22 protein-coding genes are annotated in these 22826 nt (G+C 60.2%); 5 read left to right on the forward strand and 17 right to left on the reverse strand.

All coding sequences use genetic code 11. The features are described from left to right. Positions 1 to 8 precede the first annotated feature (8 nt). Positions 9 to 1160 (reverse strand): GNAT family N-acetyltransferase, encoded by a 1152-nt coding sequence (locus tag ACYQ1A_RS11660; protein WP_499362180.1) that lies wholly within the window; start codon positions 1158 to 1160, stop codon positions 9 to 11. Between the two features lie 102 nt (positions 1161 to 1262). Between ACYQ1A_RS11660 and ACYQ1A_RS11665 the strand changes: the two genes are divergently transcribed. Next, positions 1263 to 2303: an oxidoreductase gene (locus ACYQ1A_RS11665; protein WP_499362181.1), complete on the forward strand. Its 1041-nt coding sequence runs from the start codon at positions 1263 to 1265 to the stop codon at positions 2301 to 2303. A 6-nt stretch (positions 2304 to 2309) separates the two neighbouring features. Here ACYQ1A_RS11665 and ACYQ1A_RS11670 read toward each other — a convergent pair whose 3' ends face one another. The 4 genes from ACYQ1A_RS11670 to ACYQ1A_RS11685 all read right to left on the reverse strand — a co-directional run bounded on the left by ACYQ1A_RS11670 (position 2310) and on the right by ACYQ1A_RS11685 (position 4814). Further along, the gene (locus ACYQ1A_RS11670; protein ID WP_062222725.1) at positions 2310 to 2891 is read right to left on the reverse strand and encodes a thioredoxin family protein; all 582 of its coding nucleotides are present in this window, start codon (positions 2889 to 2891) and stop codon (positions 2310 to 2312) included. Between the two features lie 71 nt (positions 2892 to 2962). Continuing rightward, on the reverse strand, positions 2963 to 3793 hold the full coding sequence (locus tag ACYQ1A_RS11675) for an undecaprenyl-diphosphate phosphatase (protein ID WP_499362182.1): 831 nt from the start codon (positions 3791 to 3793) through the stop codon (positions 2963 to 2965). 51 nt (positions 3794 to 3844) lie between these two features. Beyond that, entirely contained in the window at positions 3845 to 4087 is a 243-nt protein-coding gene (locus tag ACYQ1A_RS11680) for a hypothetical protein (protein ID WP_499362183.1), read from the reverse strand. A gap of 292 nt (positions 4088 to 4379) precedes the next feature. Next, a complete protein-coding gene (locus ACYQ1A_RS11685; protein WP_499362184.1) occupies positions 4380 to 4814 on the reverse strand; it encodes a DciA family protein in 435 nt (144 codons plus the stop codon). Between the two features lie 41 nt (positions 4815 to 4855). On the opposite strand from ACYQ1A_RS11685, the gene ACYQ1A_RS11690 reads away from it, so the two are divergent. Both ACYQ1A_RS11690 and secA read left to right on the forward strand, forming a co-directional pair. Then, positions 4856 to 5749, forward strand: coding sequence for a M23 family metallopeptidase (locus ACYQ1A_RS11690; protein WP_499362185.1), 894 nt, complete (start codon positions 4856 to 4858; stop codon positions 5747 to 5749). 257 nt (positions 5750 to 6006) lie between these two features. Further along, on the forward strand, positions 6007 to 8772 hold the full coding sequence (secA, locus tag ACYQ1A_RS11695) for a preprotein translocase subunit SecA (protein ID WP_499362186.1): 2766 nt from the start codon (positions 6007 to 6009) through the stop codon (positions 8770 to 8772). Positions 8773 to 8953: 181 nt separating this feature from the next. Here the strand turns inward: secA and ACYQ1A_RS11700 are convergent, their stop codons facing one another. Continuing rightward, entirely contained in the window at positions 8954 to 9955 is a 1002-nt protein-coding gene (locus ACYQ1A_RS11700; RefSeq protein ID WP_499362187.1) for a questin oxidase family protein, read from the reverse strand. A gap of 104 nt (positions 9956 to 10059) precedes the next feature. On the opposite strand from ACYQ1A_RS11700, the gene soxR reads away from it, so the two are divergent. Continuing rightward, a complete protein-coding gene (soxR, locus tag ACYQ1A_RS11705; protein ID WP_499362188.1) occupies positions 10060 to 10554 on the forward strand; it encodes a redox-sensitive transcriptional activator SoxR in 495 nt (164 codons plus the stop codon). A gap of 210 nt (positions 10555 to 10764) precedes the next feature. Beyond that, a complete protein-coding gene (locus ACYQ1A_RS11710) occupies positions 10765 to 10920 on the forward strand; it encodes a hypothetical protein (RefSeq protein ID WP_499362189.1) in 156 nt (51 codons plus the stop codon). Between the two features lie 94 nt (positions 10921 to 11014). On the opposite strand, the gene ACYQ1A_RS11715 is transcribed toward ACYQ1A_RS11710, so the two are convergent. The 11 genes from ACYQ1A_RS11715 to ACYQ1A_RS11765 form a co-directional block, all read right to left on the reverse strand. After that, a complete protein-coding gene (locus tag ACYQ1A_RS11715) occupies positions 11015 to 11173 on the reverse strand; it encodes a hypothetical protein (RefSeq protein ID WP_499362190.1) in 159 nt (52 codons plus the stop codon). A 182-nt stretch (positions 11174 to 11355) separates the two neighbouring features. Next, positions 11356 to 12723, reverse strand: a complete 1368-nt coding sequence (locus ACYQ1A_RS11720) for an HD-GYP domain-containing protein (protein ID WP_499362192.1) — start codon at positions 12721 to 12723, stop codon at positions 11356 to 11358. 536 nt (positions 12724 to 13259) lie between these two features. Beyond that, on the reverse strand, positions 13260 to 15533 hold the full coding sequence (yicI, locus tag ACYQ1A_RS11725) for an alpha-xylosidase (protein ID WP_499362194.1): 2274 nt from the start codon (positions 15531 to 15533) through the stop codon (positions 13260 to 13262). Positions 15534 to 15622: 89 nt separating this feature from the next. Beyond that, on the reverse strand, positions 15623 to 16705 hold the full coding sequence (locus ACYQ1A_RS11730) for an ABC transporter ATP-binding protein (RefSeq protein ID WP_499362196.1): 1083 nt from the start codon (positions 16703 to 16705) through the stop codon (positions 15623 to 15625). A gap of 18 nt (positions 16706 to 16723) precedes the next feature. After that, entirely contained in the window at positions 16724 to 17536 is an 813-nt protein-coding gene (locus tag ACYQ1A_RS11735) for a carbohydrate ABC transporter permease (RefSeq protein WP_499362198.1), read from the reverse strand. A 2-nt stretch (positions 17537 to 17538) separates the two neighbouring features. Next, positions 17539 to 18441, reverse strand: a complete 903-nt coding sequence (locus ACYQ1A_RS11740) for a carbohydrate ABC transporter permease (protein ID WP_053939124.1) — start codon at positions 18439 to 18441, stop codon at positions 17539 to 17541. Between the two features lie 53 nt (positions 18442 to 18494). Beyond that, a complete protein-coding gene (locus ACYQ1A_RS11745) occupies positions 18495 to 19703 on the reverse strand; it encodes an ABC transporter substrate-binding protein (RefSeq protein WP_499362200.1) in 1209 nt (402 codons plus the stop codon). A gap of 290 nt (positions 19704 to 19993) precedes the next feature. Beyond that, positions 19994 to 21028, reverse strand: coding sequence for a substrate-binding domain-containing protein (locus tag ACYQ1A_RS11750; RefSeq protein ID WP_499362203.1), 1035 nt, complete (start codon positions 21026 to 21028; stop codon positions 19994 to 19996). Positions 21029 to 21138: 110 nt separating this feature from the next. Beyond that, positions 21139 to 22152 carry a zinc-binding alcohol dehydrogenase family protein gene (locus tag ACYQ1A_RS11755; RefSeq protein ID WP_499362206.1) on the reverse strand — a complete coding sequence of 338 codons (1014 nt, stop codon included), beginning with the start codon at positions 22150 to 22152 and terminating at the stop codon, positions 21139 to 21141. Between the two features lie 131 nt (positions 22153 to 22283). Then, positions 22284 to 22532: a hypothetical protein gene (locus ACYQ1A_RS11760; protein WP_499362208.1), complete on the reverse strand. Its 249-nt coding sequence runs from the start codon at positions 22530 to 22532 to the stop codon at positions 22284 to 22286. Continuing rightward, positions 22532 to 22777 (reverse strand): hypothetical protein, encoded by a 246-nt coding sequence (locus ACYQ1A_RS11765; protein WP_499362209.1) that lies wholly within the window; start codon positions 22775 to 22777, stop codon positions 22532 to 22534. The genes ACYQ1A_RS11760 and ACYQ1A_RS11765 overlap by 1 nt, the downstream gene beginning before the upstream one ends. Between the last annotated feature and the right edge of the window lie 49 nt (positions 22778 to 22826).

Here is a 22826-nt window from a genome sequence, read left to right on the forward strand (position 1 = left end):
GGCAGCGCCTAAACGCCGCCGTCGCCTTTCTTGAACGGATGCTGTGCTGCCAGTTGCTCGGCCCACTCATCCACCGCCTGGCGTTCCTGGCGTAAAAAGCGGCCGATGGCATCGCGAAACGCCGGGTGCGCCAGCCAGTGCGCCGACCAGGTGGTGACCGGCATAAAGCCGCGCGCCAGTTTGTGTTCGCCTTGCGCGCCGCCTTCAAACAGATTGAGTCCGCGTTCCAGCGCAAACTCCAGGCCCTGGTAATAGCACAATTCAAAGTGCAGGCCCGGCACAAAGCCGGCGCTGTCCCACACCGCGCCCCAATAGCGGCCATATAAAGCATCCGGCCCCACCAGATCGAACGCCGCGGCAATCGGCTGGCCTTCGCGATAAGCCAGCACCAGCAAACAGGCGTCCGGTTGCGCGGCATGCAGGCGCAAAAAGAAATCCAGGTTTAGATAAGGCGTGGAGCGATGTTCGCGATAGGTGTGTTGATAGCAGCGGATAAAAAAGCGCCAGTCGGCCTCGCTGATGTCCGCGCCTGCTTTGCGCTCGACGGTGACGCCTGCTTCACGCACATAGCGACGTTCCTGTTTGATTTTCTTGCGCTTGTCATGGCTCATGCTGCCCAGAAAATCATCAAACGACGTCCATGCGGGATCGCGTTGCCAATGAAATTGCACTTGCTCGCGCAATTGCATGCCGTGCTGATTGGCAAAGCGTGCGTCCTCCGGCGTCGGAAACAAGATATGCAGTGAGGAATCGCCCAACTGGCGCGTCAGTTCGATTGCGCCTTTGATCAGCGCGGCGCGGCTGGCGTCGTCGCGTGCCAGCAAGCGGTTGCCGGGTAAAGGGCTGAACGGCACGGCGCTAACCAGGCGCGGATAGTAGTCGAGGCCTTGTTGCTCATAGGCACGTGCCCAGGCCCAGTCAAACACGTATTCGCCCCAGGAATGCGCTTTGCGATACAGCGGCATCGCGCCGATCAACTGGCCGTTTTCTGCGGCATCCCACAAGGTCAGATGGCAAGGCTGCCAGCCGGTGTCGGCGTTGACGCTGCCGCTTTGCTCCAGCGCATCCAGAAAGGCATGTTGCAGGCCTGGATGCGGGCCCGCCAGCGCATTCCACGCGGCGGGGGCGATATCGGCGATGCGGTCATACACACGAATCATGCAAAACTCCGGGCTGACAATCAGGGGTGCGCGGTAGCGACCGACGGCCGCGCCACGCGATAAAATCAGGCCGTCCCGCCGCTCAACATATCTGGAGGCAGTATGCCCAACACACTCAGAGTCGGCCTCGTCGGCTACGGTTACGCCGGCAAGACCTTTCATGCGCCGCTGCTCGGCACCGCTCCCGGCATTACGCTGGCCGCAATCGCCAGCAGCAAGCCCGACGTAGTGCTGGCCGACTGGCCCGAGGTGACGGTTTATCCAACACCTGAAGCATTGATCGCGGCAGCGGAGATTGATCTGGTGGTCATCGCCACCCCCAACGACACCCATGCGCCTTTGGCCAGTGCGGCGTTGGCGGCCGGCAAACATGTGGTGGTCGACAAACCCTTTACCCTAACTGTGGCCGAAGCCGAAGCCTTGCAAGCCCAGGCCGCACAAGTCGGTCGCGTGTTGTCGGTATTTCATAACCGGCGCTGGGATGCAGATTTTCTTGGGCTGCAGCAATTGCTGGCCAGTGGCCGCCTTGGCCGCGTTACCGAATTCACCAGCCGCTTTGATCGCTATCGTCCCGAAGTGCGTCAACGCTGGCGCGAAGCCGCCACCATCGGCGCGGGCATCTGGTACGACCTCGGCCCGCATCTGATTGATCAGGCACTGACACTGTTCGGCCTGCCGGATGCCATCAGCGCCGACCTGGCCTTGCGGCGCGACGGCGCACAAGCCGTGGACGATGCGCTGGCGGTGCTGCATTACCCGGGCAAGCGCGTGGTGTTGGGGGCCAGTTGCCTGGTCAGTGCGGGATCGGCGCGTTATGTGGTGCATGGCACGGCAGGCAGCTTTGAAAAATACGGCCTGGATGTGCAAGAGGACCAGATGAAGGCGGGCGGCAAGCCGGGCATGGATGACTGGGGCGTTGATCACCAGCCGGGGCGGCTGTCGCATTGGCACGGTGACCAGGCGGTGCGCGAAGACATCTATATGCCAGCGGGCGATTACACCGCGTATTACACCGGCGTGCGCGATGCCATTAATGGCGCGGGCCCCAATCCGGTGACCCCGGCGCAAGCGATCGCGGTGATGCGCATGATCGAAGCAGGCACGCTGGCCAGTCAGACCGGCCAGCGCGTGACGCTGAAGTAAAACGGCTTAGCTGGCGAAGTAGTCGGGCGCATTGCCCGGCTTCCACTTGATATTGCAACCTATGCTGGGCAACTGCTGCTGCACTGGCGGCTGCCCCGCCACCAGCGCGGCGACGGCCGCTTTCAACGTCGCCCCGTTTGCGGCCTGGCCGCTGCCGGGGCGGGTTTCATCAAACTGGCCGCGATACACCAGTTCCAGATCGCCGTTAAACAGAAAGAAATCAGGCGTGCATGCGGCGCCAAAGGCATGCGCGGCGGCCTGGGTTTCATCGTAGAGATAAGGAAAGGTGTAGCCGAGTTCGTGTGCGGCCTCGACCATCTTGCTGGGCGCATCTTCCGGATGGCTTTCAATGTCATTGCTGCTGATGGCCACCATGCCGACGCCGTCTTCGGCCAGTTCCGCCCCGAGCGGGGCCAGTGCCGGATTGATGTGTTTTACATACGGGCAATGATTGCAGATAAAGGCCACCAGCAAGCCTTTGGGCCCCGCCACGCCAGCCAGGTCATACAGTCGGCCATCGCCATCGGGCAGGGTAAATTCGGGGAGGGACGTATTCAGCGGCAACATCGTGGATTCGGCTCGTGCCATGGGTTTCTCCGGTCGGTAAAACGATCACTCGTTAGTCTAGCCAGAAAAACACCATGGCAGCGGCCAGCCGCTTATTCGGCCCAGTGCACCACGCCGGTGTAGGCGGTCAGCAGCACGATAATGCCGAAGGCGATGCGATACCAGGCAAATGCAATAAACGTGTGCGTGGCAATAAAGCGCAGCAAGGCGCGCACGGCGATAAACGCACTGATGGCTGCGGCAACAAAGCCCACCGCAAATACGCCAAAGTCGGCCATATCGAGCACATGGCGCAGTTTCCACATGCTGTAAACCGAGGCGGCGGTCAGCGTGGGTATGCCTAGGAAGAACGAGAACTCAGTGGCCGCCTTGCGCGACAAGCCCAGAAACAGACCACCAATAATGGTCGCGCCCGAACGGCTGGTGCCCGGGATCAGCGCCAGACATTGGGCAAAGCCCACCTTGAGACCGTCCTTCCACGTGATGTTGTCGACCTCTTGTACCCGCACACGATGCTGGCGTTTTTCGGCCCACAGTATCAGCAAGCCACCAATAATAAAGGCCAGCGCCACCGGCACCGGCTTGAACAGATGCGCTTTGATGGTTTCGCTCAGCAGCTTGCCGAGGACGGCGGCCGGGATAAACGCAACGATCACCGCCAGCAGCAGATTGCGCTCACGGCCGGGACGGGTGGCGCCAGCAAAGGTCTGGGCCAGCTTGGCACGGTATTCCCAGACCACGGCCAGGATGGCGCCCAACTGGATAAAGATCTCATATACGTCGCGCTTTTCTTTTTGATCAGGCCAGAAATTGATCAAGTCGCCCGCCAGAATCAAATGACCGGTGCTGGAGATAGGCAAAAATTCGGTCACACCTTCGACCACCCCCATGATCAGGGATTTAAGTAGCAGTACAACGTCCATGGGCAATTTCCAGATTGGGATTTATTAAAAATTATTGGCGGGCTAGCTTAGTCAGCGCATAGGGCTGGCGCACGGTTTCGGGTAAGCAATTGCGGTGCCAGAACAGCTTGTAGAAAGCATCAGCCGCAAAGATGACAGGAAATCGGGGGCGGGGCAAATGCGAAAACCGCGCCAGGCCGCGTTACAGCTTGATTGCAGCGTGATGGAGATCTGAGAGTAAATTTTCACATACTGATGATGGAACTCAGCCAGGGCGGCTGCGTCTGAACGTTCATGTGCGATCAATTCGCGCATTTTTGCTCATCTCCTCCCTGATTAGAGGGCGTCGCCGATACCGACGCCCCTTTTTTTTGGCTGTTGGGCTTCCACAGCGCGCGCATCTTGCGTCCCGGCGGTGCTCGCAATGCTCATGGCCCTCATGGCCACTCCGCTTGCTCCGCTCCGGCGGTACGCAACCTGCACGCACTGTGAAAGCCCCGATGCGTTGCGGGTACACCGTCTGTTTGCTTGGGTTGGCATTCTTTTTGGGCGGGGGCAAGGCGCTTCGCTTTTGCCTGTGGGGGCGCTCACGTGCTGGGTACTGAATCTATGATTTGTGGCGGTTGACCAGCTTGTTGATGGCTTCCAGCAGGGCGGGGTCGTCGACGGTGTGTTTGAGGTCGTCGAAGGCCTGGCGGGCGCCTTCGGACAGGTGCAAGGCCTTGGGCGGTATCGGTTTTTGCTCGCGGAGCGTGGCTTGCACCCGGGGCAGGATTACGGTAGCTTGCCAGCCAGCCTGGGCTAGCGTCTCGATCAGGTCGGGCGCAGCGTAGCGCAGGCGGGTGGCGGCGGCGGCGTTGTTCACGCCCACCACCAGCGTGGTGCCTGACCAGGCCACCCCCAGACAAGCCTGGGCGGTGGCGGGCGGCAGCTGCTTTCTGATCAATTCGAGCACGCGGTTATAGTCCGCAACGCGGTCAGATAAACGCACCAGCGCGCGATTTTCACCGATGAACCCGGCGTGGGACTTGCGGCGTTTCATCAAATCTTCAGATTCCGTTCAGGCATTCAGGGAGTATCGCCTTGAATATTATTCTTTTATCCAACCGGCGATCCACTGCCGTGTCGCTCGGCCCGCGTCAGTTGGCGTTGGCGCTGGCGGGACTGGCCGTGCTGTTGCTGGCGCTGGGCGTGGGCATCGGCATGGCGGTGGGGGGCGGTGGTTCGGCGCCACGTCTGTGGCCGCTGATCAAGCCTTTGCGCCAGGCCGAGCTGGACACGCTGGCCATCAAACTGGGTGAGTTGCAGGCCCGGTTGATCCGGCTGGATGGGCTGGCGCAGCAGGTCGGCACCAAGGCCGGTATCGAGGTCAAACCCTATCTGAGCAACCAGCCCGCGCCACCGCGTGGCGGGCCGGATACGCGGGACCGACCCTTGTCGGCGGCGGAGTTGCTGGAGCAGTTGAACGCGGCCAATGACCGGGCTAACGGCTATATCGGGCAGTTCAGCCTGGCTGAGTCGATGTTGCTGCGGCCCACCAACACGGCCTTGCCGACGTTGGCACCGTTGACCACGGGTTTGCAGTCATCCAGCTTTGGCTGGCGCATTGACCCGTTTAACGGCCACCAGGCGTTTCATGAGGGATTGGACTTTGCGGTGCCCCTGGGCACACCGATCCGCGCAGCCGGGGCCGGCACGGTGGTGTATGCAGGCTTTCATCCTCAGTATGGTAATATGGCCGAGATCGACCACGGCAATAATCTGACCAGTCGCTACGCCCACAGCAGCAAGTTGCTGGTGAAGGTCGGGGACCATGTCGAAGCCGGTCAGATCATTGCAGATGTAGGCAGTACGGGGCGTTCCACCGGGCCGCATCTGCATTTTGAAATCAGGTATAAAGGTGTGGCGCAAAATCCGCTGCGCTTCCTGGCGCACAACAGTATCGATACTGCAGCCAACCAGGGCCCGAACGATTAAGCAGGATTAATTCTGCCGCACAGTGCTGGAAACCGTGCATTTTGTCCGCATCTGTCGTTTCAGCGTGTATCGCGGCACAGCTTCCATGCATACTGCGCAAGGTTTTGACACGGCGGCGAGGGAAACCTGCCGCCGTTGTCTTAGAGCCGTCGACCAGTCACACAGGCCCCATGCCGGGCCGACCAGTCACGGTATACAGATCAGGAATACTGAGAAAAATTGAGGTCGCCGCAAGGCGCACTAGCCGGTAACAGGAAATGATCTCCAATCTGCTCAAGAAAGTTTTTGGTAGTCGCAACGACCGTCTGCTCAAGCAATATGGCGCAATCGTGTCCCGCATCAACGCGCTCGAAGCGCAAACGCAAGCCCTCAGCGACGACGGCCTGCGCGCCAAGACCGCAGAGTTCCGCGAGCGTATTGCCAAGGGCGAAAGCCTGGACGATCTGCTGCCCGAAGCCTTTGCCGTTTGCCGCGAAGGCGCCAAGCGTGCGCTGGGCATGCGCCATTTTGATGTGCAGCTGGTCGGCGGCATTACGCTGCATCAGGGCAAGATTTCGGAAATGCGCACCGGTGAAGGTAAAACCCTGGTGGCCACGCTGCCGGCTTACCTGAATGCGCTGTCCGGCAACGGCGTGCACGTGCTCACGGTCAACGACTATCTGGTGCAGCGCGACGCCGCCACTATGGGCAAGCTGTACAACTTTCTGGGGCTGACCTGCGGCGTGAACATCGCCCAGATGGCGCACGACGAAAAGCAACAAGCCTACGCCTGCGACATCACCTACGGCACCAACAACGAATTCGGCTTTGACTATCTGCGCGACAACATGGTGTACACCGCCGACGAGCGCGTGCAACGCCCGTTGAACTACGCCATCGTCGATGAAGTGGATTCGATCCTGATCGATGAAGCGCGCACCCCGCTGATCATTTCCGGCCCGGCTGAAGACAGCACCGAAATGTATATGGCGATGAACACGGTGCCGCCGCAACTGGTACGCCAGCAAACTGAAGAAGGCGAGGGCGACTATTGGGTCGACGAGAAAGCCAATTCGGTGCTGCTGTCAGAAGCCGGCCACGAAAAAGTCGAGCAGATCCTTACGCAAATGGGCCTGCTGCCGGAAGGCGACAGCCTGTATGCCGCGCAGCACATCAGCCTGGTGCACCATCTGTACGCCGCCTTGCGCGCGCATTCGCTGTTCCATAAAGACCAGCATTACGTGGTGCTGGATGGCGAAGTGGTCATCGTGGACGAATTTACCGGCCGCCTGATGTCGGGCCGGCGCTGGTCCGAAGGTCTGCACCAGGCCGTCGAAGCCAAGGAAGGCGTCGAGATCAACCAGGAAAACCAGACCCTGGCCACGATCACGCTGCAGAACTACTTCCGCATGTACAACAAGCTGTCCGGCATGACCGGTACGGCTGATACCGAAGCCTACGAATTCCAGCAAATCTACGGTCTGGAAACCGTCATCATCCCGACCAACCGGCCGATGGTGCGTCAGGACCGGCAGGATCAGGTCTTCAAGACCGCCAACGAGAAATACAACGCCATCATCACCGATATCAAAGGTTGCGTAGAACGCGGCCAGCCGGTGCTGGTGGGTACCACCTCGATTGAACAGTCGGAATTGCTGAGCGGCTTGCTCAAGCAAGCCAACATTGCGCACAACGTGCTGAACGCCAAGCAACATGCGCGTGAAGCCGAGATCGTGACGCAAGCCGGTGCCAGTTCGCAGGTGACCATCGCCACCAACATGGCCGGTCGCGGTACCGATATCGTGCTGGGCGGCAGTATCGAACGCAGCGTGCGCGATATCGAAGAAGACGAAAGCCTGGACGATGCCGCCAAAGCGGCGAAGATCGCCACGCTGAAGGCCGAATGGCAAGTGCTGCATGACAAGGTGCTGGCCGCAGGCGGTCTGCACATCATCGGCACCGAGCGCCACGAATCGCGCCGGATTGATAACCAGCTGCGCGGCCGTTCGGGCCGTCAGGGCGATCCGGGTTCCAGCCGTTTCTATCTGTGCCTGGAAGACCCGTTGCTGCGCATCTTTGCCGGTGACCGCGTCGCGTTTGTGATGGACAAGCTCAAGATGCCGGAAGGCGAGCCGATCGAAGCCGGCATCGTCAGCCGCGCCATCGAATCCGCGCAACGCAAGGTGGAAGGCCGCAACTTCGATATCCGCAAGCAATTGCTGGAATACGATGATGTGTCCAACGAACAGCGCAAAGCCATCTACCAGCAACGCAATGAACTGCTGGAATCGGCCGATACCTCGCAAACCATCGCCGCCATGCGCGATGGCTTCTTCGAAGACCTGTTCCTGCAATACGTGCCGGCGCAGTCGATGGAAGAACAGTGGGATCTGCCGGGTCTGGAAAAAGCGCTGGAAGAATTTGGCGTGCACGCCCCGGTTACGCAGTGGATGGCCGACGACAAGACGCTGTCGGACGAGCAACTGCAAGAGCGCGTGATTGCTGCGGGCGCAGAAACCTACGAAGCCAAGGTGGCGGAAGCGGGTGCCGATACCTTCCGTCAATTTGAGCGTGCCGTGCTGCTGCAGCATATGGACCAACACTGGCGTGAGCATCTGTCGGCGCTGGACCATCTGCGCCAGGGTATCCATCTGCGCGGTTATGCGCAAAAGAACCCGAAGCAGGAATACAAGCGCGAGGCCTTCGAGCTGTTCTCGGACCTGCTCAACCGCATCAAGCGCGATGTGGTGCAGATTGTGATGAGCGTGAAGGTACGCAGCCAGGCCGATGTGGAAGCCGTCCAGCCGCAAGCGGTTTCGGATATGCAGTTCCATCACAACGATCTGGCCGCAGTATTGGCATCGGGCGATGAAGAACGCATCAAGGAAGCGCTGATGTCGGCCGCTTCGGCGCAACCGACGCTGAGTGGTACCGGTGTATCGGCTTCCGATGTAGCGCGCCAGTTCCCCGGCGTGGCCCGCAACGACTTGTGCCCCTGCGGCTCGGGCAAGAAGTTCAAGCACTGCCACGGCCAGATCAGCTAAGCGATCTTTGCTTTCAGTAATACAAAAAAAAGGACAACTGCGGTTGTCCTTTTTTGCGTCCATAGGGTGGGTCTGGACCCACCTTGCAAAGTGGCATAACAAAGCGCCGTGGTGACGCGAATGGCGCTGGTTGGTGGGTCATGACCCACCCTATGCGTTGCTGGATCAGATATCGCAGAAGTTATACCGGCGCCAGCTCAAACAACTGCGCCACCGCATGCTGATACCACGGCGACGGGTACGCCTGGTTCTCGTTGTACGCCGCCAGTGTCAGCTTGATATCGTGGTCGTCTTCGCTGGCGATGGCGCAGGCAAACAGTGCTGGCCAGTCCGGCAGCGCATCGGCCGTGCGCGGTAGAAGGTGGGGTACCGGCGGGGCGCCGATGCTGGCCCATGTCACGCAAAACGCGGTCCAGATGGCGGGCATCAGCGCGCGCCCCAATGGCGCGGGCAGATGGTCCAGCACCGTGCGCAGCGCGTTGACGCCAGTGACCAGATGCAGCGCCGTAAAGTTGCGCGTGCTGGCGTACAGCGCAATGGCCGCGTGCGCCAGATCTTGCAGCAGGGTGTTGTGGGCGGGCGCTGCGGTCAGCACGCGGACAAAGTTTGCATCGGCCACCACGCCGCGCAAGCGCCGGATGATCATGCCTTCCGGCAATTCCAGATGGCTAAGCGCAGGGGCCATATATGCCAGCTGCTCGGCCACGCTACCCGGTTGCGCGGCCACAGCCGGGCTCAACTCAATCGGCAGATAGCTGCTCACATAGGAAGCCAGCCCGGCCGCGATTTCGCCGCAGTGGCCCACATCCAGGCCATGCGCCAGCCGGATCAGCGCATGAAACGCCGCAGTGGCCGGGGCAAACGGCACGCCGGTAAACACCTCGCTCATCACCGCCGCCGCGCCTTCCCGCGCAATGCGCTGTTCAAAATACAGGCTCAACGCCAGAAACTGCCCGGTCTGCCCCGGGCAATCCGCCCAATGGGCGGGCACGCTGGGCGCGGCCGGGATGGTGACGGCGCGCGCGGCACGGTGCTGTTGATCAAACGCAAGCAAGCGCGTTTCATCCGCGCCCAGGCTGTACAGCGCGCTCAGCGCCATGGGCAAATGATTGCTGAAACCGCGTACGGACGCGATGCCGCGATTGGCATCGAGCAGTGCAAACAAAGTGGATGTGGGCGTCATGGCAGATCTCCGCATTTGATGTGGCGCCACTCTACAAGTTAAAGTTAACTTTAATGCAAGTGGCATATCAAACCGGTGGTCGGCGGGGCAAGGAGAAAATAACGATGCAACCAGGCGGGCTGATCAGTATCAGCGAACTGGCCAAACGTGCAGGCGTCGCGGCCAGCGCGCTGCGCTTTTATGAAGCTCAGGGATTGATCTGCAGCGTGCGCACGGCCAGTGGCCAGCGCCAGTTTGTGCGCGACACCTTGCGCCGCGTGGCATTTATCCGCGTTGCGCAAAGCGTGGGCTTAAGTCTGCAGGAAATCACCGAAGCGCTGGCGACCCTGCCCGCGCAACGCACGCCGACGCGCGCCGATTGGGACGAGCTGGCGCAGCACTGGCAAAGCCGTTTGCAGGCGCGCATTGATACGCTCACGGCGTTACGCGATCGGCTGGGGGCATGCATAGGCTGCGGTTGCCTGTCGATGCAGCATTGCCATCTGTACAACCCCAACGACATCGCCGCCGCACAAGGCAACGGCCCACGCTATTTAATCGGTGACGCCAGCGAACGGCCAGCATCCGCGCTGGGGGATAACCCGCATGGCTGCGTTTAATTGACGGGCGCAAAATGCGCGCTGCCGCGTCTGAATATTAGAAACCATTGATGCAGGCGTGCTCGCCCGCTTGTGCAGCAAACCGACTCCGAACGCCCGGTTCTGGCCGACCAGGGGTGGTCCTGGTTTTAATCCTGCCGCTGATCAGGCCTACTAACGGCATGCGCTAAGGCATTTAGCGCGCTCTGAATACCTTATCGGGAGACCGCCATGTATCGTCATCTGAACAAATCCAGCGCTCAACACAGCAAGCAAACCGAGATGGTAATCACCGTGACGTTGTGGATGCCGCTGGCCATCGCCGCCATCTGGTACGTCGAAACGCGCACTGGCCTGTTCAGTAGCCTGTTCCGCGCCGCGCACTAGGCAGCTATTTCCGCTTGCGCGGTTACGCCTGCCGCAATCCCTACTCCACGCCTGTCCGTGCTCTGCCGGATGGGCGTTTGTATTTGCGCCGCGCTTAGTGCATCGAATCGCGATAGTGGTCGAGTTCTGCATCGACATCGGGGTCATACAGATCTGCAAACGCGTCATCTTCCAGGATGATGCGGCTCAGTTCTTCCATTTGCAGCGGCTGGCGTTGGTTCTGGGATTGCGGGTTGTTTTGTACGGTATTCATGATGTTGGGCTCCTCGTTGAAACTGGAGCCAATGTACCTGCGGCAGCCCCGCCGCCCGCATCGGTGTAGCGACGTAATCCTGCGTCAGACAAAGCAGCATGCGCATGTGCATAGCTGGCCTGGAACACAGCCAGACAAGCCGCCTGCCAGCCCGTCAGATTCGGGCCGCAGGTCTTTTGCTATCAGGCGTTTTCGCGCGCAATGCGGCACAGCGCGGCAAAGCAGTCCGGGTCCAGCGCGCTGCCTACGGAGCGCTGCATGATAGCCAGCGTCTCTTCGATCGGCGTTGCGCCGCGGTAGGGCCGGTCGGCGCTGATGGCGTCAAAGATGTCGGCGGTGGTGATGATGCGGGTTTCCAGACTGATCTGGGCGGCGCTCAGGCGGTTGGGATAACCGGTGCCATCCAGCCGCTCATGGTGCGCACCGGCCATCGCGGCCAGTTCGTGGAAAGCACCGATGCGCGCCAGGATCTCCTCGGTAAAGCGCGCATGTTGCTGCACCGCCTGCCATTCCGGCCCGTCCAGCTTGCCCGGCTTATCCAGTATCGAATTGCTGACGCCCAGTTTGCCCACATCGTGCAGCAAGGCCGCGCGGCGCAACCAGCGGCGGCGCGGCTCGGGCACGCCCAGTGCGGCCGCGATGGCGTCGGTATACAAGCCCACACGCTGGCTATGGCCCGAGGTAAACGGGCTTTTGGAATCGACAATCTCGCCAAACGCTGCGGCGATATCGTCCAGATAATCTTCGTCCAACCGGACGGCAAACTGCGCCGGCTCCAGCTTGAGCACGGTTTCTTCGATATGCGCTGATTCAAGTTCCAGCCAGAAGGCCGGATCGCGCGCGACGGCTTCAAAGGCGGTGCAGAGTCGCGGATCAAACCATTTGCCCTTGCGACGGCGCACCTCGCGCAGGGCGGCTTTGGCGCCATGGCTTAAGTGGTACACATCGATGACTTGCGCCAGCAAGGCAATGCGCGCGCCCAGCGGAATCGCCTCGCCCGCCAGCTGCGCCGGGCGGCCACCGCCATCCCAATGTTCGTCCAGCGCGCGAATGCCGCTCGCGATGGTCTCGTTAAAACGCAATTTGCGCGCGATGCTGGCGCCGCGATCACAGCGCGTGCTGATCAGCTCTTGCGCCATATCGCCGCCGTTCTTCATTACATTCAGGATGGCGTTCAGGCGCTCACCCCACGGCGCGTTTTTGCCGGTGTGGGCAAACACAAAGCCGAGGATTTGCGGCAGGCCGGTGCCAGCGGTTTTGAAATCACGCTTGAAGCCGAGATCGTCAGTCAGATACAGCTCGCAAATGCGCGCGGCATTGCTGCTACACCCCAGATCCTTGAGCAGCAGCGTGTAATACAGATCCCATTGTTCACGCTCGGGCACGCCCATTTGCCGTGCAATTGACAGGCCAATCCAGCACACGCGGATGCAATGGCCTGCGGGCTGGCCTTCAGTGATATCCAGTGCATAGCTCAAAGACGCCATGAGCTCGGAGAGCTTCATCTCGCCCACTTCAGGCGCAAAAGACGTGGTGACGAAGGCATTCATGGGCGTGTACTCGCAAGGCGGGATCGGCTGACGGGCCGCGCTGATCGCCGCGGCGTCTTTTTCTTACGCCCCGACTATCGCATATTTTGCAAAGCACCGCGCCCTCGTAGCGCTACGGGGCTGATCTGTATAACAATTTTAAAAAAGAATGCGCCAGCCCTCGGGAGAGAGGTGGCGCACAAATGAGGAGACAACATTTCGAACAAAGAAAGACGATTCTCTGCGCATAGGGTGGGTCTAGACCCACCAATCAAAGCGCTATGCGAGCAGCTGCCAGCCTGACGCACCACTTGTTGTGGGTCACGGTGCGCGCCCGGAGTCCCGCTTTATAAAACTTCCCTACACCTCATTCTTTTCCGGCTTCAAAAACCACCCGCGCTTCGGGTAGGGTGCGTTACCCCCTCGGGGGGGCTTGTCCTCGCTTGCGGGGGCAACGCACATTTTGGTTATGCCGTGGACGCCGGACGGCCCCGGATGGGGCCGGGACCTTTGGCCCCGAATTGTGCGTTGCCCCAAGGGGTAACGCGCCCTACACCTCATGCTTTTCCGGCTTCAAAAACCACCCGCGCTTCGCTGAGCATATGGCGCTGGCCGTCAATCAGCAGCGGCAGCGGCTGTTGCCAGCCTTCCACCTCCACCTGGTATTGCGCGCCGTTACGTTGCACGGTGACGGTGGTGACCACCTTGCCGCCCAGATCGCGCAGCGTGGCGGTGGCGCTGGCGCCGTCGTCCAGCGCGTACAGATGCAATTCAACTTCACGCGCATAGTCGTAATCAGGCCGTTGATCTTGCGTGCCGATGGCCAGCAACGTGTTGGGCCGTACGTACAGCGGCAGGCTCATAAAGCCGTGCTGTTGCCGCAGCCAGCGGCCGCCTTGCACTGCCTCGCCGCTAAACAGATGGGTCCATGTGCCCGGCGGCAAATAGAACTCCACATCGCCTTCGGCATTGAACACCGGCGCCACCAGCAGATGGCCGCCCAGTAAATACTGGCGGTCCAGAAAATCGCAGGCACGGTCGTCCGGAAACTCCAGCATCATCGCGCGCAGCGTGGGCGTGCCGTGTTCGACCGCCTGTACCGAGGCATCAAACAGATACGGCATCAGCCGGCTTTTCCACTCGGTAAAGTGGCGCACCACCGCCACGGCCTCGTCATCAAACAACCACGGCACGCGATACGATTTGCTGCCATGCAGCCGGCTATGGCTCGATAACAGGCCAAACGCGCTCCAGCGCTTGTACACATCAGCCGGGGCCGTGTTTTCAAAGCCGCTGATGTCGTGGCTCCAGAAGCCAAAGCCGCTCAGGCTCAGCGACAAACCGCCGCGCAAAGTCTCGGCCATCGATTCGTACGTCGCGCTGCAATCGCCGCCCCAATGCACCGGCAATTGTTGGCTGCCGGCCGTACCGGAACGGGCAAACAGCACCGCCTCGCCCGCGCCGCGTTTTTCTACCAGCACATCAAACACCACCTTGTTGTACAGATAGCTGTAGTAGTTGTGCATCTTCTGCGGGTCGGAACCGTCGTGATACACCACGTCCGTGGGGATGCGTTCGCCAAAGTCGGTCTTGAAGCAATCCACGCCCATATCCAGCAAGCGGCGCAGATGCCCGGCGTACCACTCGCAAGCATCCGGATTGGTAAAGTCGACGATGCCCTGGCCCGGCTGCCAGCGGTTCCATTGCCACACGTCGCCATCGGGCTGCTGTAGCAGGTAGCCTTTGGCCTTGCCCTCAGCAAACAGCGGCGACGGTTGCGCGATATACGGATTGATCCACACGCAAATCTTCAGCCCGCGCGCCTTCAGCCGCGCCAGCATGCCGACGGGGTCGGGGAAGGTTTCGCGGTTCCATTCAAAATCGCACCAGTGGAAAGCCTTCATCCAGAAGCAATCAAAATGGAACACATGCAGCGGAATCTGCCGCTCGGCCATGCCATCGATAAAGTGGTTCACCGTGGCTTCGTCGTAATCCGTGGTAAACGACGTGGTCAGCCATAGCCCGAACGACCACGCCGGCGGCAGCGCGGGGCGGCCGGTCAGTCGGGTATAGCGGTCCAGCACCTGCTTGGGGGTGGGGCCGTCGATCACAAAATATTCCAGCGCCTGGCCCGCCACGCTGAACTGCACTTTGGTGACCTTTTCGCTGCCCACTTCGTACGACACGTTTTCGGGGTGATTTACAAACACGCCGTAACCGCGATTGGTCAGATAGAACGGGATGTTTTTGTACGCTTGCTCGGTACTGGTGCCGCCATCGCGGTTCCAGCTTTCCACCACCTGGCCGTTTTTAACGAAGGCGGTAAAGCGCTCGCCCAGGCCGTAGACGTTTTCCCCCACGCCCAGGTCCAGGCGCTCAAACATAAACGGCGCGCCGCCTTGCGTGGTGTCGATGACTTGGCCGCAACCGCGAAAACCGCTGCCGGTAATGCGTTTGCCATTGCGCAAAAAATCGATGCCCCAGTCGCCGGTTTTGGCGATGCGCACCGTTAGATTGCCGCTGGTCAAGCTGGCCACATCGGCAGTGTTGGTGGTGCTGATCTGTGGCGCGCTGTGGTTAAGCGCAAAGTGCGGGCCCACATCCCGCGTGCCTTCAAAGTGGCTGATGCGCACGCCAATCACGCCTTCCTGCGGCGAAAAAAAGCGCAGCGTAATCAGCCCGGTATCCAGCTGACCAGCGCGGCTGGCCACGTCGCGCGGCGCGGCATACACCAGCAAGCCTTGCTCGGTGACGTCCACGCTGTGGATTTGCACTGCGTACATGACATTCAGGCCGTCTTTGATCAGCCAGTTGCCGTCACTGATTTTCATGATCGATTCCAGAGAAAAGTATTGGTCGAGTCGGTCGGAAACGTTTCCGACCGTGGCCGGATTGATCGTGTAAAAAAGCCGCCGCGAAGTTACAGCGCCAGTTCCGTCGTCTTGTCGAACACATGGATTTGCTGGGGCGCGATATACAGCTTGAGCACATCGCCCGCAGCGGCCTTGACCGTGCCTGGATGCGCCACCAGCACGGGCTGCGGCGCGCCATCGACATTGAGCGCAATAAACGTCATCGAGCCGGTGCTTTCCACGCTGTCGATTACGCCTTGTACGCTCTGGCCCTCGCCTTCCAGCCGCAGATGTTCGGGCCGCAGGCCAATCCACACCGGCTGGCCGGGGGGTAGCGCGCGGCCCAGTTCGAGCTGTTGCCGCGCGGCGCCGCCGAATGTCACGCATCGGGCATCGGGCCCGACCACGCCTTCGATAAAATTCATTGCCGGCGAACCAATAAAGCCCGCCACAAACTTGTTGGCCGGTTTCTCGTACAAAGCCAGCGGCGCGCCTTGCTGTTCCACCTGGCCCGCGCGCAGCACCACCACATGGTCGGCCATGGTCATGGCTTCGATCTGGTCATGCGTCACGTAGACCGAGGTGGCATGCAGACGATGGTGCAATTTGCGGATCTCGGCGCGCATATGCACGCGCAATGCTGCGTCCAGGTTGGACAGCGGCTCATCAAACAAAAACACTTTGGGGTTGCGCACAATGGCGCGCCCCATGGCCACACGCTGGCGCTGGCCGCCGGATAGCTGGCGCGGCATGCGTTCCAGCAAATGGCCCAGGCCCAGGGTTTCGGCCACACCGGCAATGCTTTGCTTGATCGCCTCGGGCGCGCTGCGCTTTAGCCGCAATGAATACGACATGTTCTTTTCGATATTCATATGCGGATACAGCGCGTAGCTCTGGAACACCATGGCCACATCGCGTTTGCGCGGCGGCATGTCGTTAACGATTTGGCCATCAATGCGCAGCGTGCCGCCGGTGATTTTTTCCAGCCCGGCTATCGTGCGCAGCAAGGTGGACTTGCCGCAACCCGACGGCCCGATCAAGGCCACAAAGCGGCCTTCCGGCACCGAGATATTGATGTCCTTCAGCACCTGTACCGGCCCGTAGGCCTTGCTCAGGTTCTCGATCTGGATGCGATGCGTTGCCTGGTCCACAAACTTCTCCTCACCGATTTACTTGAGTGCGCCTGCGGTCAAACCGGCGACGATCTTGCGTTGTAACAACATGAAGGCAATCAGGATCGGCGTCACAAAGATGGCCGAGTAGGTCATGATCCCGATCCAGTCGGTTTTGGTGGCGCCGACAAAGGCCGATAAGCCGACCGTGGCGGTCTGGTACTGGTCGTCCAGAATCAGCGAGCGGGCGTATACGTATTCGCCGAACGACTGCAGAAACACCAGGATGGCCGACACCAGAATGCCATTCACCGCCAGCGGCAGAATCACGCCAAAAAACGCGCGCATGGGCGAGGCGCCATCCACCAGCGCGGCATCGCGTAATTCGCGCGGCACCTGCACAAAGCTGGCGCGGCACAGCACGATATAAAACGGCAGCGTTTTGGTGATCTGCGCAATCACCACGGCAAAGCGCGGCGTTTCTAGCAAACCCAAGCCTTTAAACGCGGTAAAGATCGGCGTCACCATCAGGCTGGACGGCAGCGCCTGCAGCACCAGCACGGCAAAGATGGCGGCGCTGGTCCAGCGGTTCTGCACTTGCGCCAGCGCATAGGCCGCGCCGGTGCCCACTAACAGGGTGACGCCGGTGGTGCCGCAGGCAATCAGCAGCGAATTCCACAAAAAGCGCGCCATATTGCGTTCTTCAAACACCTGGCGCAGATGCGATTCGGCCTGCTGTGGCCAGAACGTGGGCGGAAACTGGAACATCTCGGCCGCGCTTTTAAACACGGTGATATACATCCAGTACAAGGGAAACAGGTATATGGCGGTGACGATCAGCGCAATCACCATCAGTACATAGCGCTTCATGCTCACACCATCCGTTCATTGCGCGTACTGCGCACGTAGATCACCGCCACAATCAGCACCAGCACCATCATCAGCGTGGCCACGGCGGAGCCGGCCGACACTTCAAAGGTTTGCAGCGACAATTGCCACGACCAGTACTGCGCCACTTGCGACGAATTGGCTGGGCCGCCTTGCGTCAACGCCGCCAGCAAATCGAACTGCTGCATGGTCATGATGGCGCCCAGCGACACCACCGCGCCCAGCGTGGATTTCATCATCGGCAGCGTAATGCCCCAGAAGCGTTGCCAGGCGTTGGCGCCATCGAGTTCGGCGGCTTCATACAAATCAGCCGGGATGGCGGCCAGGCCCACCGACAGCAGCAACATATTAAAAGGCACGCCCAACCACACATTGGCGATGATCACCGCGTACAAGGACCACTGCGGATCGGACAGCCAGAAAATCTTGCTATGCAGAATGCCCATCTGCGTCAGCACATGGTTCAGCACGCCGTAATCGCCGGCAAACAGCAGTTTCCAGATCACGCCCACCACCAGCCCCGGCATGATCCAGCCCGCCAGAAACAGTCCACGCATAAAGGTGGCCAGCGGAAAGTCCTGCAAAAACAGCATCGCCAGCAAAAACCCGATCACCACCTGAAACAGCAGCGACAAGCCGACAAACTGCAGCGTGTTGCTTAGTACCTGGCCCGCTTCGGGGCGGCTGAACACATCGCGATAATTGGCCAGCCCGGCAAACGGCCGCAGCAGGGTGGCGGGCTCCATCAAGTCGACTTGCTGAAAGCTGAGCACGATGTTGTACAGCAGCGGCAGGCCGGCAAACAGCAGCAGATACAGCAGGGCAAAGCCCGCCAGCGTGATTTCAAATCCGTTTTCGCGCGGAAAACGGCTGAGCAGCTTGTTCATTGCGTCGTTCCAGAGGCAGAGGCGGGCGTCGGAAGGTGACGCCCGCGGCCAGGTTAATGCTTGGTGGCTTCGACGGTTTTATACGCCTGATCCATGGCTTTTTTAGGATCAGCCTGGTGCGTCAGCACCGATTGCACAGCGGTCGAAATGGCTTTGGACACTTTTGGCCATTGCGGATTGGGGCCGCGCGGGCGGGCATATTGCATTTGCTCGTTAAACGTCTTGTACGCCTGCGGCCATTTCGGATCTTTGGTTACCGTATCTTTGCTGGGCGGCAACATGCCGAACTCGTTCCAGTTACGGTTGCGCTGCGAATACATGTATTCGAGGAAGGCAAATGCCGCTTGCGGGTTTTTGGCGCTGCGCAGCACGGCATGGCTTTGTTCGCCCAAGGCCGAGGCGCGCGTGCCACCGGCTTTTTCTGGCGGCAGCAAAGCCACGCGCCATTTAAATTTGGCGCCTTTTTCCACCGCCATCAGTTCCCACGGGCCGTTGATATCCATGGCGGCGTTGCCGTTGATAAAAGTGGCGGCGGCTTCGGACTGTCGATGGCTCAGCGTATCGGGCGAGGCCAGCTTTTCATCCAGCAGCTTTTGCCAGAACGCGGCGGCGCGCGCGGCGCCCGGATCGTTCAGCTTGTCCCAATCTGCGCCGGTAGCCTGAATAAACGGCAGAAACTGGAACACGCCTTCTTCATCGCCCACGGCCGAGAACGCCAGGCCGTACACATTCTTCTGCGCATTGGTCAGCTTTTTGGCGTCGGCATACAGCTCGTCCCAGCTTTGCGGCGGCTTGTCGGGGTCGAGGCCAGCGGCTTTGAACATGTCTTCGTTGTAATACAGCGCCAGCGTGTTGGCGCCGCGCGGGATGGCGTAGACCTTGCCGTTCCAGCTGGCGTTTTTCAGCGGGCCCGGATAAATCTGTTTGACGTCGATGACTTTGGATTTGGCCAGATACGGGGTCAGGTCCAGCAGCGCGTTCTTGGCGGCAAACATCGCGGTGTTGGGATTATCGATCGGGATCACGTCCGGGCCATTGCCCGACATCACCGCGCGCATCGCTTCATCATTCAGCGAGGAGAACCCCACCTTGCGCACTTGCAACTGGATATCCGGGTGCAGCTTGGCGAACTCGCGCGCCATTTTTTCGGTGTAATTGTCCGGCTCGTCCACCGCCCAGACCGACAGCGTGGCGGCCAGGCTGCTGGCCGAAGCCAGCGCCAGGGTTAAAGTGGCGCAGATTGTCGAAATCCTGATGTTCATAAACCCTCTCCCTTACTGTGACGTCGCAGCGTGCTCGCAGATTAGCCGCTGGCGTATGGGCCACGCCCGGCGCTAATCCGCGCCCGGCTTCGTGTCTGAGTTACGGTGTTTTGTAGCCACTTCGGTTGCGTTACGGAAACGTTTCCGGTTTGGTGCGCAAATTCTTGTCGCCGCACTCAAAAGTGTCAAGCGTTCGCTGCAAAATCGAAATGCTGCGTGTGAGAAAGCTTAAAAGAATGGCTGCGGCAGAGCGGCAAAGCAGGGCTGGTGCTATCGGACATGCGCGCATTTCAGCGCGGCGTGCCCAGATCACTTTCGCGCTCGCGCAAGGTTAACGGCCACAAAGTCTGACGCGGCGTTTTGCCGTACAGCACGGCAAAGTCGGGAATCTGCATCAGCAAGGCCTTGGCCAGATGCTGGCCCAGCGCGTAGGCGTCGACGGTAAAACCGCTTAGCCGTGGCGATAGATATTCCGGCACATCGCTACTGAGCACGCCGCCCGAAATCGCCAGATCACGCCCCGGCACCCGCCCCAGCTCGTGCAATTTGCGATACGCGCCCACGGCCATGGCATCGCTCTGAAACATGATGGCGGTGGGCGGATTGGGCTGCGCCAGCAAGGCTTCGGTGATCAGATAACCGCCGCGCTCGCTCAACTCGTTGATCTGCACATCCTCTTCGCGCGGGACCAGGCCATGGCTTTGCATGGCGGCGCGCCAGGCGTTGGTATACACGTGCGCCTGCATCGCATCATTGCCCGGCACGCCGATGGCAATATGACGATGGCCTTGCGCCACCAGACGCGCCACGGCGGCCACGGCGGCGGCTTCAAAATCCAGATCCACCCAGGACTGGTCAGCGCACGATTCGCAGCGGCCCAAGGACACCAGCGGAAACCCGCGCGCGGCCACGTAATCCAGGCGTTCATCCTGGCGACGCGTACCCGCCAGAATCACGCCATCCACATGCCGCCGCTCCACAATGCGGCGCAAACGCGCAAATTCTTCTTCGTACGATTTGCTGCCGTACATGACCAGATCCATGCCATGCAAAGCCAGCACCGATTGCAGGCCATCGGCCAGCGTCATAAACACGCCCAGCGTGTAGTTTTCTTCTTCACGCCGCGCCGGCAGCATCAGGCCGATGACATCCAGCCGCCCTTTACGCAAGCTGGCGGCGGCCTTGTTGGGGGCATAGCCTTGCGCCAGCGCGGCCTCGCGCACGCGTTCCCGCGTTTTGGCGCTGACTTCGTCGCTGTCGCTGAGCGCGCGCGATACGGTGGAAACCGACAACTGCAAATCTTTGGCGAGCTTGCGTATGCCCATGGGTGGCTATTTGTATCTGGCAAAAAGATGACGCGAGCGTAGCGGGTTGCCCACAGCTGGACAAGCTACGACTCGCGTCTATGCGTTGCCGCCCACGCGGCCTGTGGCGTTTAGAAGCCTTCCAGCACGATTTTGCCGCGCGCCTTATGCGATTCCAGCAAGGCATGCGCCTTTTTCAGATTGGCCGCGTTGATGGTGCCAAAGTGCTCGGCCAGCGTAGTGCGCACGGTGCCGGCATCGACCAGCCGTGCCACCTGGTTCAGCAATTGATGCTGCTTGATCTGATCCGGCGTGTTGAACATCGAGCGCGTGTACATGAATTCCCAATGCAAAGACACGCTCTTGCGCTTGAGCTTGCGCCAGTCAAACAGCTGCGGGTCGTCAATCAAGGCCAGCTTGCCTTGCGGCGCGATGGCTTCGACGATCTGTTCAAAATGGTCGTCGGTATGGGTCAGGCTGGCGATGTAATCGACCTGCGGGATGCCGATGCGCTTGAGTTCGGCGGCCAGCGGCTGGGTATGGTCGATGACGTGATGCGCGCCGAGTTCTCCTACCCAGTCCCGGGTTTCGGCGCGCGAGGCAGTGCCGATGACAGTCAGGCCGGTCAGCTGCCGCGCCAGTTGGGTCATGATCGAACCCACGCCGCCCGCCGCACCGATAATCAGCAGCGTCTTGCCAGCAGGCTGGCTGGAATCAAGCACTTGCAGCCGATCAAACAGCAATTCCCACGCGGTGATGCTGGTCAGCGGCAGCGCAGCGGCTTGGGCGAAATCGAGCGATTTAGGCTTGTGACCGACGATGCGCTCGTCGACGATCTGTAATTCACTATTGCTGCCCGCGCGGGTGAGTGCACCCGCATAGAACACTGCATCGCCCGGCTTGAACAAGGTAACGGCAGAACCCACCGCCTTCACCACGCCCGCCGCATCCCAGCCGATCACTTTGGCCTGGCCCTCGTCCGGCGCGGCATTGGCGCGGATTTTGGTATCGACCGGGTTGACCGACACGGCTTTGACTTCCACCAACAGGTCATGCTCGCCCGGAGTAGGGTCGGGCAGGGTAATGTCTTGCAGCGATTCGGCCTGATCGACAGGCAGATTCTTGTAGTAGGCGACGGCTTTCATGGGTGGGATCTCCGCGTTGCTGGATGGACTTGATCGGTTTGCTACAGCTTAGGCCAGATCATCCGCCCAACCATTGCGCAGAAAAACCCGCTAAACGCGAAGGCACTTTCAAACAGCATTTGAAAATGGGGCTAAGGCAAGTTGGCGTGGTCGGACGGCTTCAGCTCATCAAAGAACAGCCATTTGATGGCCCGCATAGCCCAATAGACCACCGTGCCGTAGCCGATGAAAAAGCCCAGTAACAAGCAGGTATTCAGGGCTTCCGGCAGTTGACCGCGCTCTTCGACAATGACGCGAAGGCGCCACCAGAATACAGGCAGGCTGAAGAACGTGATCATCCACGTCAGCGAATACCAGTGCCGCAGAAAAAGTTTTCGCATCACGTGTGCCCCTGTTCTGCGCTGCCATTCGAGACCGACTTGGGTCCGACCAGTCGCATTATCTTTTCCACCCAAAAGAGAATTCCAGTGAAGCCGATGACAACAATGCATGCAGCCACGATAAAGGGGACTTGATCGTCCAGCAGCAAATTGCCGTAGCCAATGAGATGCAAATAGGGAAAGAAAAGAGCCCAAGTGAATGCTTGAGCCACCAGATTCCAATGTCGATCCACAAAACCGCGCATAGGTCACCTTTCTAGTCACTCTCGATTGGTTAGGGGCCAGCATCCGCGG

Source organism: Silvimonas sp. JCM 19000, assembly GCF_054652575.1.

Bases quoted from the DNA above. Each gene is read 5' to 3' on its own strand.
- ACYQ1A_RS11760 (WP_499362208.1), bottom strand. From the start codon at position 22,532: ATGCGAAAACTTTTTCTGCGGCACTGGTATTCGCTGACGTGGATGATC.
- ACYQ1A_RS11700 (WP_499362187.1), bottom strand. From the start codon at position 9,955: ATGACGCCCACATCCACTTTGTTTGCACTGCTCGATGCCAATCGCGGC.
- ACYQ1A_RS11740 (WP_053939124.1), bottom strand. From the start codon at position 18,441: ATGAACAAGCTGCTCAGCCGTTTTCCGCGCGAAAACGGATTTGAAATC.
- ACYQ1A_RS11755 (WP_499362206.1), bottom strand. From the start codon at position 22,152: ATGAAAGCCGTCGCCTACTACAAGAATCTGCCTGTCGATCAGGCCGAA.
- ACYQ1A_RS11680 (WP_499362183.1), bottom strand. From the start codon at position 4,087: ATGCGCGAATTGATCGCACATGAACGTTCAGACGCAGCCGCCCTGGCT.
- ACYQ1A_RS11665 (WP_499362181.1), top strand. From the start codon at position 1,263: ATGCCCAACACACTCAGAGTCGGCCTCGTCGGCTACGGTTACGCCGGC.
- soxR (WP_499362188.1), top strand. From the start codon at position 10,060: ATGCAACCAGGCGGGCTGATCAGTATCAGCGAACTGGCCAAACGTGCA.
- ACYQ1A_RS11735 (WP_499362198.1), bottom strand. From the start codon at position 17,536: ATGAAGCGCTATGTACTGATGGTGATTGCGCTGATCGTCACCGCCATA.
- ACYQ1A_RS11765 (WP_499362209.1), bottom strand. From the start codon at position 22,777: ATGCGCGGTTTTGTGGATCGACATTGGAATCTGGTGGCTCAAGCATTC.
- ACYQ1A_RS11660 (WP_499362180.1), bottom strand. From the start codon at position 1,160: ATGATTCGTGTGTATGACCGCATCGCCGATATCGCCCCCGCCGCGTGG.
- ACYQ1A_RS11720 (WP_499362192.1), bottom strand. From the start codon at position 12,723: ATGAATGCCTTCGTCACCACGTCTTTTGCGCCTGAAGTGGGCGAGATG.
- ACYQ1A_RS11675 (WP_499362182.1), bottom strand. From the start codon at position 3,793: ATGGACGTTGTACTGCTACTTAAATCCCTGATCATGGGGGTGGTCGAA.
- ACYQ1A_RS11685 (WP_499362184.1), bottom strand. From the start codon at position 4,814: ATGAAACGCCGCAAGTCCCACGCCGGGTTCATCGGTGAAAATCGCGCG.
- yicI (WP_499362194.1), bottom strand. From the start codon at position 15,533: ATGAAAATCAGTGACGGCAACTGGCTGATCAAAGACGGCCTGAATGTC.
- ACYQ1A_RS11750 (WP_499362203.1), bottom strand. From the start codon at position 21,028: ATGGGCATACGCAAGCTCGCCAAAGATTTGCAGTTGTCGGTTTCCACC.
- ACYQ1A_RS11715 (WP_499362190.1), bottom strand. From the start codon at position 11,173: ATGAATACCGTACAAAACAACCCGCAATCCCAGAACCAACGCCAGCCG.
- ACYQ1A_RS11710 (WP_499362189.1), top strand. From the start codon at position 10,765: ATGTATCGTCATCTGAACAAATCCAGCGCTCAACACAGCAAGCAAACC.
- ACYQ1A_RS11745 (WP_499362200.1), bottom strand. From the start codon at position 19,703: ATGAACATCAGGATTTCGACAATCTGCGCCACTTTAACCCTGGCGCTG.
- secA (WP_499362186.1), top strand. From the start codon at position 6,007: ATGATCTCCAATCTGCTCAAGAAAGTTTTTGGTAGTCGCAACGACCGT.
- ACYQ1A_RS11670 (WP_062222725.1), bottom strand. From the start codon at position 2,891: ATGGCACGAGCCGAATCCACGATGTTGCCGCTGAATACGTCCCTCCCC.